Annotated in this window: 18 protein-coding genes; 14 read left to right on the top strand and 4 right to left on the bottom strand. The window is 67.3% G+C overall.

What is annotated here, in order from left to right; translation table 11 throughout:
* Complete coding sequence (locus tag ACSDR0_RS46760) at positions 1-222, top strand: hypothetical protein (protein ID WP_435293670.1); 222 nt, start codon at positions 1-3, stop codon at positions 220-222.
* 590 nt (positions 223-812) lie between these two features.
* Here the strand turns inward: ACSDR0_RS46760 and ACSDR0_RS46755 are convergent.
* Positions 813-1,103, bottom strand: coding sequence for a hypothetical protein (locus ACSDR0_RS46755; protein ID WP_435295444.1), 291 nt, complete (start codon positions 1,101-1,103; stop codon positions 813-815).
* A 482-nt stretch (positions 1,104-1,585) separates the two neighbouring features.
* On the opposite strand from ACSDR0_RS46755, the gene ACSDR0_RS46750 reads away from it, so the two are divergent.
* The 6 genes from ACSDR0_RS46750 (at position 1,586) to ACSDR0_RS46725 (ending at position 4,793) form a co-directional block, all read left to right on the top strand.
* Positions 1,586-1,948 carry a hypothetical protein gene (locus ACSDR0_RS46750; protein WP_435295443.1) on the top strand — a complete coding sequence of 121 codons (363 nt, stop codon included), beginning with the start codon at positions 1,586-1,588 and terminating at the stop codon, positions 1,946-1,948.
* Positions 1,949-2,091: 143 nt separating this feature from the next.
* Positions 2,092-2,490 carry a hypothetical protein gene (locus ACSDR0_RS46745; RefSeq protein ID WP_435295442.1) on the top strand — a complete coding sequence of 133 codons (399 nt, stop codon included), beginning with the start codon at positions 2,092-2,094 and terminating at the stop codon, positions 2,488-2,490.
* Positions 2,490-2,939, top strand: coding sequence for a nitroreductase/quinone reductase family protein (locus tag ACSDR0_RS46740; protein ID WP_435295441.1), 450 nt, complete (start codon positions 2,490-2,492; stop codon positions 2,937-2,939). Before ACSDR0_RS46745 ends, ACSDR0_RS46740 begins: the two co-directional genes overlap by 1 nt.
* On the top strand, positions 2,936-3,574 hold the full coding sequence (locus tag ACSDR0_RS46735; protein WP_435295440.1) for a TetR/AcrR family transcriptional regulator: 639 nt from the start codon (positions 2,936-2,938) through the stop codon (positions 3,572-3,574). Before ACSDR0_RS46740 ends, ACSDR0_RS46735 begins: the two co-directional genes overlap by 4 nt.
* Positions 3,571-4,011, top strand: a complete 441-nt coding sequence (locus ACSDR0_RS46730; RefSeq protein WP_362695576.1) for a DUF1772 domain-containing protein — start codon at positions 3,571-3,573, stop codon at positions 4,009-4,011. Before ACSDR0_RS46735 ends, ACSDR0_RS46730 begins: the two co-directional genes overlap by 4 nt.
* A gap of 104 nt (positions 4,012-4,115) precedes the next feature.
* A complete protein-coding gene (locus tag ACSDR0_RS46725; RefSeq protein ID WP_435295439.1) occupies positions 4,116-4,793 on the top strand; it encodes a hypothetical protein in 678 nt (225 codons plus the stop codon).
* A 600-nt stretch (positions 4,794-5,393) separates the two neighbouring features.
* On the opposite strand, the gene ACSDR0_RS46720 is transcribed toward ACSDR0_RS46725, so the two are convergent.
* From ACSDR0_RS46720 to ACSDR0_RS46710, 3 genes are read right to left on the bottom strand one after another with little or no spacing between them, the layout of a single operon-like run.
* The gene (locus ACSDR0_RS46720; RefSeq protein ID WP_435295438.1) at positions 5,394-5,666 is read right to left on the bottom strand and encodes a hypothetical protein; all 273 of its coding nucleotides are present in this window, start codon (positions 5,664-5,666) and stop codon (positions 5,394-5,396) included.
* Positions 5,663-5,866 carry a hypothetical protein gene (locus ACSDR0_RS46715; protein ID WP_435295437.1) on the bottom strand — a complete coding sequence of 68 codons (204 nt, stop codon included), beginning with the start codon at positions 5,864-5,866 and terminating at the stop codon, positions 5,663-5,665. Before ACSDR0_RS46715 ends, ACSDR0_RS46720 begins: the two co-directional genes overlap by 4 nt.
* On the bottom strand, positions 5,863-6,267 hold the full coding sequence (locus ACSDR0_RS46710) for an ATP-binding protein (RefSeq protein ID WP_435295436.1): 405 nt from the start codon (positions 6,265-6,267) through the stop codon (positions 5,863-5,865). The genes ACSDR0_RS46715 and ACSDR0_RS46710 overlap by 4 nt, the downstream gene beginning before the upstream one ends.
* A gap of 156 nt (positions 6,268-6,423) precedes the next feature.
* On the opposite strand from ACSDR0_RS46710, the gene ACSDR0_RS46705 reads away from it, so the two are divergent.
* From ACSDR0_RS46705 to ACSDR0_RS46675, 7 genes are all read left to right on the top strand, one after another.
* Positions 6,424-6,732, top strand: coding sequence for a putative quinol monooxygenase (locus ACSDR0_RS46705; RefSeq protein WP_435295435.1), 309 nt, complete (start codon positions 6,424-6,426; stop codon positions 6,730-6,732).
* Complete coding sequence (locus tag ACSDR0_RS46700; protein ID WP_435295434.1) at positions 6,729-7,931, top strand: helix-turn-helix domain-containing protein; 1,203 nt, start codon at positions 6,729-6,731, stop codon at positions 7,929-7,931. The genes ACSDR0_RS46705 and ACSDR0_RS46700 overlap by 4 nt, the downstream gene beginning before the upstream one ends.
* 326 nt (positions 7,932-8,257) lie before the next feature.
* Entirely contained in the window at positions 8,258-8,596 is a 339-nt protein-coding gene (locus ACSDR0_RS46695; RefSeq protein WP_435295433.1) for a hypothetical protein, read from the top strand.
* Positions 8,589-9,971 (top strand): FtsK/SpoIIIE domain-containing protein, encoded by a 1,383-nt coding sequence (locus ACSDR0_RS46690; protein WP_435295432.1) that lies wholly within the window; start codon positions 8,589-8,591, stop codon positions 9,969-9,971. Before ACSDR0_RS46695 ends, ACSDR0_RS46690 begins: the two co-directional genes overlap by 8 nt.
* A gap of 5 nt (positions 9,972-9,976) precedes the next feature.
* On the top strand, positions 9,977-10,612 hold the full coding sequence (locus ACSDR0_RS46685; protein WP_435295431.1) for a DUF2637 domain-containing protein: 636 nt from the start codon (positions 9,977-9,979) through the stop codon (positions 10,610-10,612).
* 12 nt (positions 10,613-10,624) lie between these two features.
* Positions 10,625-10,756: a hypothetical protein gene (locus ACSDR0_RS46680; protein ID WP_435295430.1), complete on the top strand. Its 132-nt coding sequence runs from the start codon at positions 10,625-10,627 to the stop codon at positions 10,754-10,756.
* A 96-nt stretch (positions 10,757-10,852) separates the two neighbouring features.
* Complete coding sequence (locus tag ACSDR0_RS46675; protein WP_435295429.1) at positions 10,853-12,022, top strand: replication initiator; 1,170 nt, start codon at positions 10,853-10,855, stop codon at positions 12,020-12,022.
* Positions 12,023-12,077: the final 55 nt, after the last annotated feature.

Below are 12,077 nucleotides of genomic sequence, written 5' to 3'. Positions count from 1 at the left end.
GTGCCGTTCAAGCAACCAGCTGACGGCAACGTCCTCAGCGTCGACAACCGCACCCATAACGCTCTGCAACGCTCCCTTCGCAGCCTCGGTGAACGCGGCTTCGCGCTTCTCACCACACGCTGGACCGCCCTTCAGCACACGAGCCTCAGCCCAAATCGCCTCGGCGACCTTGTCCGCGCCGCCCTCGTCCTCGTACATTTCGAGCACGGCCGAATCAATTGAGATTCAGTGAGAAAACGTCAGTGACGTGGCGTTATGCTGGCCTGTTGAAGGTTGGCCACCGATGGGTTTGGTGTTTCCGCAGACCAGATCAAGAACGGGGGACAGCGGAAACACTTACTCTGCCCGGACGACCGAATCATCGGGGCGGCACCGGAAGGATCACTGGCTCTGGATGCCCGTCCCAGGTGACCTCAATGTCATCTGGGATCGCATGGGCCAAGCTGCCCGCCATCATGAAACTCACCGATGCCCCTGGCCGGATTGTCGCGCCTTCGGGAAGCTGTGTAGCGACCTGAGCAACACCCACACCTGTTAGCCGGACGCCTGTCGCGATAGCTCTCCCTACATTGCGGAGCACGAATCGGTCTTTCGAACGGGTGAGTTCCCAGGATACCTCACTCGCTTTGCGGCGTTCGGAGAGTGTCGCATTGATTGATAGAGCTAGCCCAGCACCTCCTACAATAGCTCCTATTATTGATGCGAGTGAGTCAGCACTACCCAGCCCAGAGGATAGAGAGACGGAGCTAAGGGCCGCAGTCACGGTAACAACGATGCCGATTGCCGACAGAATAGTCGCCACCCGGATGCCATTACGCCCCATATGCTTTCACCCCCGCCGCCACCGATGACAAGAGAACTAGCAGGCCGACAACATTGGCAACTACTACGTATACCCATCCCTTGATATTGCCTTTTCCGTCATAGCATATTAGTCGGAAAGCAAATGGAATAACCATTCCCCCCATGCCTAATACCACCACTGCAACGAAGACGTGCGGCGTGCCAATTGCCTTATTGGCTTGCGCGGCGGCAAGTAGGAACAGGAAGAACGCGGACACCGCAGTGACGATCCAATCGATCCAGAATACTGCGTCGTCCATCGTGAGAGCGTGCCGCTTACCAGGAGGCGGCTCGCGGGAAACGAGCTTAAACCAAGTTTGAGTCGCCGACACGACAACGGCTAGAATCAAAGTCAGTAACCACGCTGACACAAACTCTCCCTTCTGGCCGGCCGTGGCAGGTCTCGCACATCATGACACCTTCGGGGAAAGTTGCACACCGGATGCGCTGCGTTAACGGCACTGTCAGGTGTCGAGGTTTCGTCTGGTAGCCGTTACCGCGTGGGCGGTGCTGGCCGCGACCGGCCGAAGAGCCGCAGCGCGGCCAGCGACCGCCCGACGCGTGGCGAGACGCCGCAGGCGGATCGCCTTTAAAGACGTAGAGAAAGTTCTCATCCGGAGTGGGCAGACTGCTTGTCCTACTTCGGCTGATGCTTGACAGTGCGGCTTCGGTTGATGCTTTACACCCCTTCTGCTGACCTGCCTTCCTGGTGATCGGTGACGATCGTGTGGGGAGGCCCGGGTTGGCGCTGGTGGAGTTGAGCGTCATGGAGCAGCGGTATCGCGCTGTGTTGGAAGTAGAGGCGGGCTGTCCGGTGACCGAGGTCGCGCCCGGAGTGCCGGCGCGGGGCCACGAAGGCAGCGACGAGGGCGCGTGGGTGGCCGGGCGGTCGACGATCACGGTGCAGCGCCGCACCAGTTCCTGCGGGGTGATCGTGGTCGCCCGCCAGAGCGTCTCGCTCGGTCGCCTGCGTGCCGGCCAGGTCGTCACCGTGCACGTCAGTGACAGCACGCTCACCATCGACCTGGACGAAGGCCCGCGCACGGTGCATCGCACCACCGACCTACCGGCCTCCGGGGAGGATCGGACCGGGTTTTGGCGCTAGGAACGCGATCTTGACGATGATTCGGTGACGGCAGGCACTTGCCCTGGTTGAGGGCCATGGCCGACTCGGCCACGGGCCCGCGCTGCAGAAGTATGCTAACGTGCGTTAATATAACGATCGTTAACCTACTTGGAGGGGGAGCAGTGCTGGATCAACTGGGACGGGCGCTCGCCGCGGAGGACGCCACTGCCGTGTCCGTGGTGCTGGCCGAGGACGTCACCTTGCGGGTCGCGGTGCACGACGAGCCGATCGAGGGGGTCGGTGCCGCGTCTCACGTCATCGGGGCTGTGCTCGACGGGGTGCTGCACGACATCGAGGTGTTGGCGACCATCGGCGGCGTCGGCGACACCTCGGTTCTGATGTTCAGCGCCCAGGTCGCGGGCCACCCCGGCCGGGCCGACGGGCTGCTCGTCGCCCGCCAGGACCGGGACGAGCGGATCTCGGATCTCACGGTGTTCGTCCGGCCGCTCGCGGCGTTGCAAGCGCTGGCCGACGAGATGGGGCGGCGGCTGGGTGTGCCGCGCCCCGGCGGTGTCGTCTGATGGCCACCCCATCGCTGCGCAACTGGATCCCGGCCGCGATCCTGTCCTCGCCGCTGCACCCGGTGATGAGCCGGAGGAGTCTCCTGTTGAGCTTCACCGGGCGCCGCAGCGGCGTCCGCTACGTCACCCCCGTCAACTACCTCCAGCGTGACCGCGAGCTGCTGATCACCACGAAGGGGGGGTGGTGGCGCAACTTCGACGGTGGGGTGCCGGTGGAGCTGAGGCTGCGGGGCCGCCGGGTCGCGGCGGTGGCCGAGGCGGTGCGCGAGCCCGCTGTTGTGGCCGAGGCGCTCACCGCACTCGTGCGTGACCACCGCGCGTACGGGCGCTGGGCGCGGGTCCGGGTCGGCGCGGACGGCACCCCGGACACCGCAGACGTACACGCGGCTATCGCGAGCGGCCGGGTTCTGGTCCGTGTGCTGCTGGACGGCGAGGCCGTCACCCCATGACCGCAACGCACCGCAGGCGCCGTGGCACCGGGCACGAGCTGCGTGAAGTGGTGGTCCGGGTGGCCGCCGACCTGCTGGCGCAGCTCGGCGACGCCGACGCGCTCACCATGCGGGCCGTCGCCGCCGCCGCAGGCGTCACCGCACCTTCGGTGTACCGGCACTTCCCGGACAAGGAGGCGTTGCTGCGTGTTGTCATCGCCGAGCGGTTCGCCGAGTTCACCGAGCAGCTCGAAAGCGCCGCCGTGTCCGCCGCCGGCGACCCCGTCGCGCGGCTCGAGGCGATCGCCAGGGCGTACGTCCGGAGCGGTCTGGAGCAGCCGGGGCATTACCGGGTGCTGTTCAGCGCCATGAACGCGGGCCCGGCCGGGCTGGGGCTCGAACCCGGCGCTGCGCATCCCGGCGCGGCCTCCTACAAGGTGCTGGTCGACGCCGTCAGCGCGTGCCTGTCGCCCGCCCGCCGCGATGCGGCGTTCGTACTGGCCACCGAGTTGTGGGCTTCCCTGCACGGCGCCATCGACCTGCGCATCACCAAACCCGACATGCCCTGGCCCGAGCCCGATGCGCTGATCGAGACGGCGTTGACCGCTGTGCGGACCGCGTCGTCGCCCGGGCCACTACCCGCGGAGTCGCCGTGAACCTGCTCGTCTTCGTCACGCTGGCCGTCACCGGTTTCGTCGCCTGTTCTGAGTTCGGCTCCTATGCCTTCGTCCATCCTGTGCTGCGCCACCTGCCCGGCACCGAACGCATCGCCGTCGAGAAGGGCCTGCTCAAGACGTTCGGGCGGGTCATGCCGGTCGGGATGACGCTGTGCGTGGTGCTCGCGGTGGCCGTCGCGATCGAGGGCAGCGGGCCCGGGTGGCTCGCCTGGTCCGCGGTGGTCGCGTTCGCCGTCGCGGTGGGGTTCACCGTCGCCGTCAACGTCCCGATCAACATCGCCACCGGACGCTGGGATCCGGCGAACCCGCCCGCCGGATGGGAACGGACCCGCCGCCGCTGGGAGTTCTTCCAGGGCGTGCGCTCCTGGCTGCTGCTGATCGGTTTCGTCCTGGTCTGCGCGGCGGGCACCGCCTGATCAGCGCGCGGCGGCTGCCAGCACCACAGCCCGTTGTCCCGACATGTGGCAATTCAGGGCATGCGCTCGTCCCTACCACGTCAAACGTGAATACGGAGTCAGTCATGGACTTCTCTCGAATCACCGGCATCGCCGCCCTCGGCTTCGCCATCACGATCGTCCTCGCCAACGCGATCATGGTGCCCGCCGGTCTGCCGCTCACCGGTGCCGAGATCGGCGAGGTCAACGCGTTCTTCGGCACCCAGGGCGAGGTCGTCGCCGTCGCGTCCGCGCTCACTCCCTCCGCCTGGCTACTGGCCACCTTGTTCGGCGCGGGCGCGGTCTCCGCGCTACGGCGCTTCGAACGCGGCCGGGGCGAAGCGTGGTCACTGTTCGGTTTCACCGGCCTGGCACTGCAGAACGCCACCTTCGCCGCGGTCATCGCGATTCGCCTCGCGCTCACGTCGACGGCCGCGCGCGACAGCGCCACAGCCGGGGGACTGTGGGCCCTGCACGACGCGCTGTTCACCCTCAACGGCACCTTCCTGGCACTCGCCCTCATCGGCCTATCCGTCGCCGGCCTGCGCGCCGGTCTCATCCGGCCGTGGCACGGCACCCTGGGGCTGGCATCGGCCGCGCTGCTGTTCGGCTCGGCCACCCTCACCCCCCTGGTCATCGACCACACCGGCCCCCTCGGTCTCCTTGGCCTCGTCGGCTGGCTGATGTGGGTTGCCTGGATCATCGCGTACGGCATCACCCTGATCCGCCTGAACCCAGCCTCGTTGTCGCACGAGGTGAGCTGACCAGTCGTGGAAGGCCCTCCACGACAGAGCCTGAGGGGCCAGGAGGACAGGGCAATCATCAATACCCGTGGATCGAACGAGCCCGACCATTGGTCTCGCTGAGCGAATCCGGGGAGCACGACGTTCAGAGGGTGCCGAGCATCCGTACGGTGCCCCACTGCACCGCTCACCAGCTTCGTCGCCGGGCGACGCTTACCGGCCGGCACATCCAAGGCCTTGGCATCCCGGCGGAAGAACTGCTCCAGCTCCGCCACCGACCCCTCATCCCGGAACCGGCGGTAGCGGGCTACTTGCTCATCAGAGAGGAAATCCACAGGCATGAGCGGGCACGCCATGGCCCTCAACCAGGGCAGGTACCTGCCGTCACCGAATCATCGTCAAGATCGTGTTCCTAGCGCCAAAACCCGGTCCGATCCTCCCCGGAGGCCTACCGGTCCGCAACGTCAAAGCTGCCCGGCCCCGCAAGGCCTCCCATGTTTTCTAGATCACCTGTTGTCCATGTCCTGGGACGGATCCGTCAGGCATCTCATGGGACTAGACAGTAAGCGAACTCCGATGGCCTTGAACGCATAGTGGCTCACGATGGCCTCACCCAGCACTTCACAGGTTGTCGCTGAGCGGGCCGCCATGGTCGTGGGTCAAGCCGACGAACACCAAGGCTACTTTGATCTCGCCGATACGCCGTGAACCCAAGCCCCAGATCTGGTCGAGCTGACGTGTGCGCAACAGCGTGATCACGTCTGCGACCGTGTCGGGCCGGTCGAACGAAGCTCCGCAGGCTTGGGTGAGCGGGTTGTAGGCCCTGGCGGACAGCACGGCTTTGAGGCACTCGATCGGGCAGGCCGGTGTGATCGCGTGAGGGGTACGGGTCATCGCCGCGGTTGAGGTCGGGTCATGGGGCGGCGTGACTGGAAGCGCTCGACGCGGGCGGCGAGTTCCTCGGCGGTGTCGGCTGTGAGCGTGGTCGTACGGCCTTGAAGGGCGAACCACCGGTACGCGAAGGGGTTGTAGAGGAACGCCCAGGCGGGGAACCGCTCGCGGAGAGCGCGTAGCGCTGGGGGCGCGGTGCTCATGGAGCGGGCGGAGGTAGCTCGACCCAGACCGTTCGGCCGGCGGCGTCGCCCTTGACTCCCCATGCGCTGGTGAGAGCGGTCACGAGGTAGAGCCCTCGACCGCCTTCGCGGTTGGGGGTGGGGAGGCCGAACGCGGCGGGGCCGCCCTGGTCGGCGATCTCTATGTAGGCGGTGCCGTCAGGGTGGCGCTTAACGGTCGCGGTGAAGAGTCCGCTCGGCTGTCCCGTGCGCGTGTGCTCGACGGCGTTGGTCGCCAGTTCGCTGGCGATGAGTTCGGCGTCCGGGTGGTCGGGGAGGTGAGCCTTCACGAAGCGGCGGGCCGCGCGCACCTGTCCCTTCTCTCCCGGAAAGGTCCGGTGCCATCTTCCAGCGCCTTCACAGCTGTCTGAGGGTGGGGTCATCGTCGGCTCACCTCGCGATCAAGCAGGTCAGGGGCAACTCACCATGTGACTGATACTTAAAGTACGAGTACAGTACTTATAGTGCAAGCCACTTGGGGTACTTGCACCGCACAATAAGTACTGATCTCGTAGAGGCTCCGACGAAGGAGGACACCCATGTTCGGTCTGATGGTCCGATTCACCTGTAAGGACAAGGCAACCGCCGAAGCGTTCGATCAGCTGGTCGGCGAGACCATCGAGAAGATCCGCGACGGTGAGCCGGGAACGCTGGTGTACGCATCGCACCGGGTCGACGGGCAGCCGCTCCAGCGGATCTTCTACGAGCTCTACCGGGACCGCGCGGCCTTCGACACCCACGAGGAGCAGGAGCACACCCGGCGGTTCCTGGCCGCCCGGGAAGCACTGCTGGCCTCGACCGAGGTCGACTGGCTGACCCTCCAGACCGGTAAGGGAACGGCGGGGTGAGCACCGAGTATCAGAGAGCCCTTGGGCGGCGCATCGCCCAGGAACGCAAGCGGCGCGGCCTGTCACAGCCGGAGCTGGCGCGGCTGGTCGATCGGTCGGTGGCGTGGATCTCGCAGGTGGAGCGCGGGGTTCGTAAGGTCGATCGCATGTCGGTCCTGGAGAAGGTCGCCGAGGCGCTCGACATCCCGCTGTCGGAGCTGGCCGCAGAGGCGCCCGTGGTCGCCGCCTCCGCCGAGGAGATCCCGGGAACGGCCGGTCTACGCCTGGTGCTGTCGGGGGCTCACTCCCTGCGCGCCATGCTGCACTCGGCACCCGTCCCGGCCACGTCGGAGATCAAGCCGCGGGTCGATCGGGCCTGGGAGCTGACGCACGAGAGCCGGTATGTGGAGCTGGCCGACCTGCTGCGGGGGCTGATACCCGCGCTGGAAACCGCTGCCCGATCGGCTCCCGAGGAGCGGCGGGCGGAGCTGTTCGAGCTGCTCGCGGTGACCTACCAGGCGTGCTCGGCCGCGCTCGCCAAGCTCGGCGAACCAGAGGCCGCGTGGATCGCCGCCGATCGGGCGATCGTCGCCGCGGAGCGGGCGGGCAACCCGCTGATGATGGCGGCCGGCGCCTTCCGGCTCGGCTTCGTCTTCCTGGGCGCGCGCCACTTCGACCAGGCGGAGGAGACGGCTCGGACGGCTGCCGAGGCTCTGTGGTTCATGGTCGACGAGGGCAAGCCCGAGGCCATGTCGCTGTGGGGTGGACTTACCCTGCAGCGGGCCGTGGCCGCTTCCCGGCTGAACGAGGCGGACACCGCGTACCAGCACCTGGCGCGGGCTCGGGAGGTCGCGGAGCGGCTGGAAGAGGGGCGCAACGACTACAACACCGAGTTCGGTCCGGCCAACGTCGCGCTTCACGAGGTGGCGGTGGCGGTCGAGCTGGGAGACGCCGGTCACGCGCTCCGGGTCGGGACGGCGGTCGACACCTCGCCGCTTTCGAGTGAGCGGCGCGCTCGGCTCCAGATAGACCTCGCTCGCGCGCACGCCCAGCGTCGACAGGTCGAAGAGGCCGTATCCGCGCTGCTGGAGGCCGAGGCCATCACACCGGAGCAGATAAGGAACCACCGAATCACCTACCAACTTGTGTCCGATTTGCTGACCATGCAAGACCCACCCTCGTCTGAGCTGCGGGAACTCGCGGACCGAGTTGGAGTGTAGAAAAAGTACGTGCACTAATACTAAAAGTACTAGCAGGTACTCGCGGTGCGAGGTAGCGTTTGTGTTGACGCTGAAGCTCTCCTGGAAAGGAGGTGACAGCCCAACGCAAACGCTCTTCTGCGTTTCAGGGGCAAATACCGAAAGACCGCTCTCGAAGAGCGGAGACAGGCCACACATGAAAGTGGCCTGAGCGGGAGACCCGCCCAGGCCGGATGCGGTCAGCACCCTAGTTGGCGCTTCGATGCTATCGCGTTCGGTTCTGACGGCGTGCGATCTCCCTCGTCCCCCATGCCCTGCTCAGCAGGCAGACGAGAGGTGTTTTCAGCATGCGCAACATCCCCATCCCGGTCGACGTCTCCCGGCTCCAGTTCATCTGCGTGAAGGCTCCGTGCCCGCGCATCGTGAACAAGGAGACCGGCGAGTTGAAGACCGACAAGGCAAGCGGCCAGACCGTCTACGAGGTGCTGTTCTCCGTTGAGGACGCCTTCGGCAAGATCGAGCTGATCAAGATCGGCGTCGTCGGGGAGCCTTCGGTCTTCCCCGGCAACGAGGTCAAGCCTGTCGGCCTGGTCGGCTACGCGTGGGAACTGTCGGGACGCTGGGGCATCGCCTACCGCGCCTCGGCACTCCTGGCCGCAACCACCGCGGAGGTACGCGGTGTCTGACGGTCTTCTCTTCACGCTCGGAGTCCTGGCCACCTCGGTGGCCGGGCTCTGGGCCTGGCGCCGCTGGCACTACCGGTCCTTCTGGCTGTGCCTCGGTTACCCGCTGACCGCTGTCACGGTCCGCTTCACCTGGCGCAAGGTCGCCCTGGGCTGCGGACTGACCAAGAAGCGGCAGCGCTTCTGGTTCACCACCGTCCCCGGTCTGATCTCCTCGACCGGCCTCGTCCGCGTCAAGCGACGCCTGCAACGGGTCGCGGTCGACACCAAGCCGTGGATGTGGCTGCCCATGCCGACCCGCCACGGCTGGCGCGTCACGATCCGCCTCCTGGAGGGGCAGATCCCCGAGGACTACGCCGAAGTCGTCGACCGGCTCGCGCACTCCTGGCGCGTGCACGCCGTACGCGTCTCCTCGACGAAACGGGGTCGCGTCACCCTCGCCGCGACCATCCGAGACCCGCTGGTCCGGATCAGCCAGGTCCCCGTCTCGACCGAACTCCTCAAGGTCACCGTGGGCCGGTTGGAGACCGGCTCCCCTTGGGTCATCGACTTCCGGACGGTCCCGCACTGGCTCAACGCGGGCGCCACCCAATCCGGCAAGTCGAACCTGGCCAACGCCCTGATCATCGGACTCTCCCCGCAACCGGTCGCGCTCGTCGGCTTCGACCTCAAGGGCGGGGTGGAGTTCACCCCCTACGAACGTCGCCTGTCAGCTCTGGCCACCTCCCGCGCCGAATGCGTGGGGCTGCTGGATGACCTCGTCTCACTGATGGCCGACCGGATGGCCGCGTGCCGTACGGCCGGAGCACGCAACATCTGGCAGTTGTCCGGCGACCGGCGGCCGGTTCCCGTCGTGGTCCTGGTCGACGAGCTGGCCGAGCTGTATCTGATGGCCGACAAGTCCGAGAAAGACGAGATCGCCAAGACCTCAACGGCGCTGCTGCGGGTCGCCCAGCTCGGGCGGGCGTTCGGAATCTACCTGTTCTGCTGCGGCCAGCGCATCGGCTCCGACCTCGGTCCCGGCGTCACCGCACTGCGCGCTCAGTGCTCGGGACGCATCTGCCATCGCGTCAACGATCCCGAAACCGCGACCATGACCCTCGGCGACCTCGACCCCGCGGCGCTCGTCTCCGCTCGGGCCATCGCCTCCGAGACTCCCGGCGTCGCGATCGTCGCCGGACAGGACGGCCAGTGGTACCGGGCGCGCTCCTTCTACGTCTCCGAGCAGGCCGCCGAAGACGCCACCCACACCTACGCCGGTCTCACGCCGTCCTGGGCGGAGATCACGGCCGGTACCCACTGCGCCGAGGTGACCGATGCCGACCTCGCCGAGTTCCTCACCCCCGACCCCGTCATGCCGGAACTCCGGAAGGGCTGACCACCATGCGACGCCTCGCCTCCTGGCTGCTGGACTCCGGTCCCGTCATCGTCCTGGCGCTCATCGCCGGTGCCGGCTCTTTCTCCCACGTACGCAAGACAGCGGTGGATCACGGGCAGACGGGCTGGATGGCCTGGGCGGTGGCCGTGTGCGTCGATCTGACCTGCGTCATGGCCGCCCGCGAGCGACAACGCGACAAGGAGACCGGCCGCAAGCGAACCGGCCCGCTCACCTGGCCGACCTTCGTCCTCGTCGCCGGAATCGTCCTGTCTCTGGCCGCCAACCTCCATCAAGCCGAACCCTCCGTATGGGGCTGGCTGACCGCCGGGACTCCCGCCGCGGCGTTCCTGATCGCCGTCTCAATACTGGAACGCCGGGCGACCGGCCCCCGCCCCGAACCCTCCCCGGCCATGGCCGTACCCGAGTCGGTCACCGCGGTCCCGGTTCTCCTCCCCGTCCCCGATGACGACCAGGGCGACGGCGCCGAACCGTCTCCCGCGCTCCTCGACTACGCCCGCCGCGTGGCCGACGAGCACCACGCCAAGCACGGCAAGCCCATCACCCTCGACCTGCTGCGCGCCCGCCTGGGCGTGTCCAGCCAACTCGCCTCCGACCTCCTGCGCCACCTGCGCACAGCGTGAAGGGAGTCCTCCATGCCTACCGAGACCGAGCTACTCCCGGTGGTCCGCTACCGCTGCTGCACCTGCAACGGGACCGGCGTCACCGGTGACGGCGAGACCTGCCCCGACTGCGACGGCGTCGGGATCGACAACCACGGCGCATAGCCGTGAGCGCCCCCCGCGTGGCCACACAACCGCCAAGTTCCGCGCCACGCCGGGGGCCATCCCTCACAGATCACTCTGCACAGGACGGAACCCATCTTGCCCACCCTGACCGATCCACACGCGGTAGACGGAATGATCTCCCGGCTCCGCGATCCCCACTACGAGCGCTGGGCCTCTCAGATCCGCCGGACCGGCGGCTGCCGACAGCCGATCCACCTGCGCGGAAAGGTCGAACACTGGGACCGCGCGACCGGCACACTTCTCCATCGCTACAGCACCCACCTGGAACCGGACGGCGTACTGCGGGTGGCCTGCAAGACCAGGCGCGCGACCCGCTGCCCGTCCTGCGCCGAGACCTACCGGGCCGACACCTACCAGCTGGTGCGCGCGGGACTGGTCGGCGGCAAGGGCGTCCCGGCCTCGGTGAGCGCGCACCCCTGCCTGTTCGTTACGCTCACCGCGCCGTCCTTCGGGCCGGTGCACGTACGACGGGAGAAGAACGGCAAGGTCCTGCCGTGTCACGCCCGCCGCGACGCCGAGACGTGCCCGCACGGGCGGGTCATGTCCTGCACCTCCCGGCACGGGGCCGACGAACCGTGCCTCGGTGAGCCGCTGTGCCCGGAGTGTTATGACTATGCGGGCTCGGTGCTGTTCAACGCGATGTCCCCGGAGCTGTGGCGGCGCTTCACCGAGGCCCTGCGCCGACGCATCGCCAAGAACGCCGGACTGACCCAGCGGGAGCTACGCGAACAGGCCGTCATCTCCTTCGCCAAAGTCGCCGAGTACCAGCGGCGCGGGATCGTCCACTTCCACGCCGTGATCCGCCTCGACGGCTCGGAGGGACCGGTCACGGCTCCTCCGGCCTGGGCGACCGCCGACCTGATGACGGACGCCGTACGACATGCCGCCTCGGCGGTCGCGGTGACCGTGCCGAAGGTTCCCGGTGAGCCCACACGGGTCTTCCGGTGGGGTGCTCAGCTCGACGTCCGACAGATCACCATGGATGGCGACCTCTCCGAACAGGCCGTCGCCGCCTACATCGCCAAGTACGCCACCAAGGCCGCCGAGTGTGTCGGCACGCTGGACCGGCGCATCAACCTCCTCGACGACCTGACCGCCCTGCCGATCCGCGACCATCCCCGACGTCTCATCGCCGAGTGCATGCGCCTGGGCGTCCTCGACGAGCTGACCGAATTCCGGCTCGTGCAATGGGCGCACATGCTGGGCTTCCGCGGCCACTTCTCGGATCTGGCAAGATTTTCGTGATGGGTGACTGTGGGTGTTCATGATCATGCGAGCAGGACTCGTTTTCGCAGGAGTG

It is taken from the genome of Streptosporangium sp. G11 (assembly GCF_051192615.1).
In the GTDB taxonomy this organism is placed as follows: Bacteria; Actinomycetota; Actinomycetes; order Streptosporangiales; family Streptosporangiaceae; genus Streptosporangium.
This window is presented reverse-complemented; position numbering and strand designations above follow the sequence as displayed.

Excerpts from the sequence above, each read along its gene's own strand:
- ACSDR0_RS46715 (WP_435295437.1), bottom strand. The coding sequence starts at position 5,866 with ATGAGCACCGCGCCCCCAGCGCTACGCGCTCTCCGCGAGCGGTTCCCC.
- ACSDR0_RS46705 (WP_435295435.1), top strand. The coding sequence starts at position 6,424 with ATGTTCGGTCTGATGGTCCGATTCACCTGTAAGGACAAGGCAACCGCC.
- ACSDR0_RS46720 (WP_435295438.1), bottom strand. The coding sequence starts at position 5,666 with ATGACCCGTACCCCTCACGCGATCACACCGGCCTGCCCGATCGAGTGC.
- ACSDR0_RS46725 (WP_435295439.1), top strand. The coding sequence starts at position 4,116 with ATGGACTTCTCTCGAATCACCGGCATCGCCGCCCTCGGCTTCGCCATC.
- ACSDR0_RS46680 (WP_435295430.1), top strand. The coding sequence starts at position 10,625 with ATGCCTACCGAGACCGAGCTACTCCCGGTGGTCCGCTACCGCTGCTGC.
- ACSDR0_RS46685 (WP_435295431.1), top strand. The coding sequence starts at position 9,977 with ATGCGACGCCTCGCCTCCTGGCTGCTGGACTCCGGTCCCGTCATCGTC.
- ACSDR0_RS46755 (WP_435295444.1), bottom strand. The coding sequence starts at position 1,103 with ATGGACGACGCAGTATTCTGGATCGATTGGATCGTCACTGCGGTGTCC.
- ACSDR0_RS46710 (WP_435295436.1), bottom strand. The coding sequence starts at position 6,267 with ATGACCCCACCCTCAGACAGCTGTGAAGGCGCTGGAAGATGGCACCGG.
- ACSDR0_RS46695 (WP_435295433.1), top strand. The coding sequence starts at position 8,258 with ATGCGCAACATCCCCATCCCGGTCGACGTCTCCCGGCTCCAGTTCATC.
- ACSDR0_RS46735 (WP_435295440.1), top strand. The coding sequence starts at position 2,936 with ATGACCGCAACGCACCGCAGGCGCCGTGGCACCGGGCACGAGCTGCGT.
- ACSDR0_RS46740 (WP_435295441.1), top strand. The coding sequence starts at position 2,490 with ATGGCCACCCCATCGCTGCGCAACTGGATCCCGGCCGCGATCCTGTCC.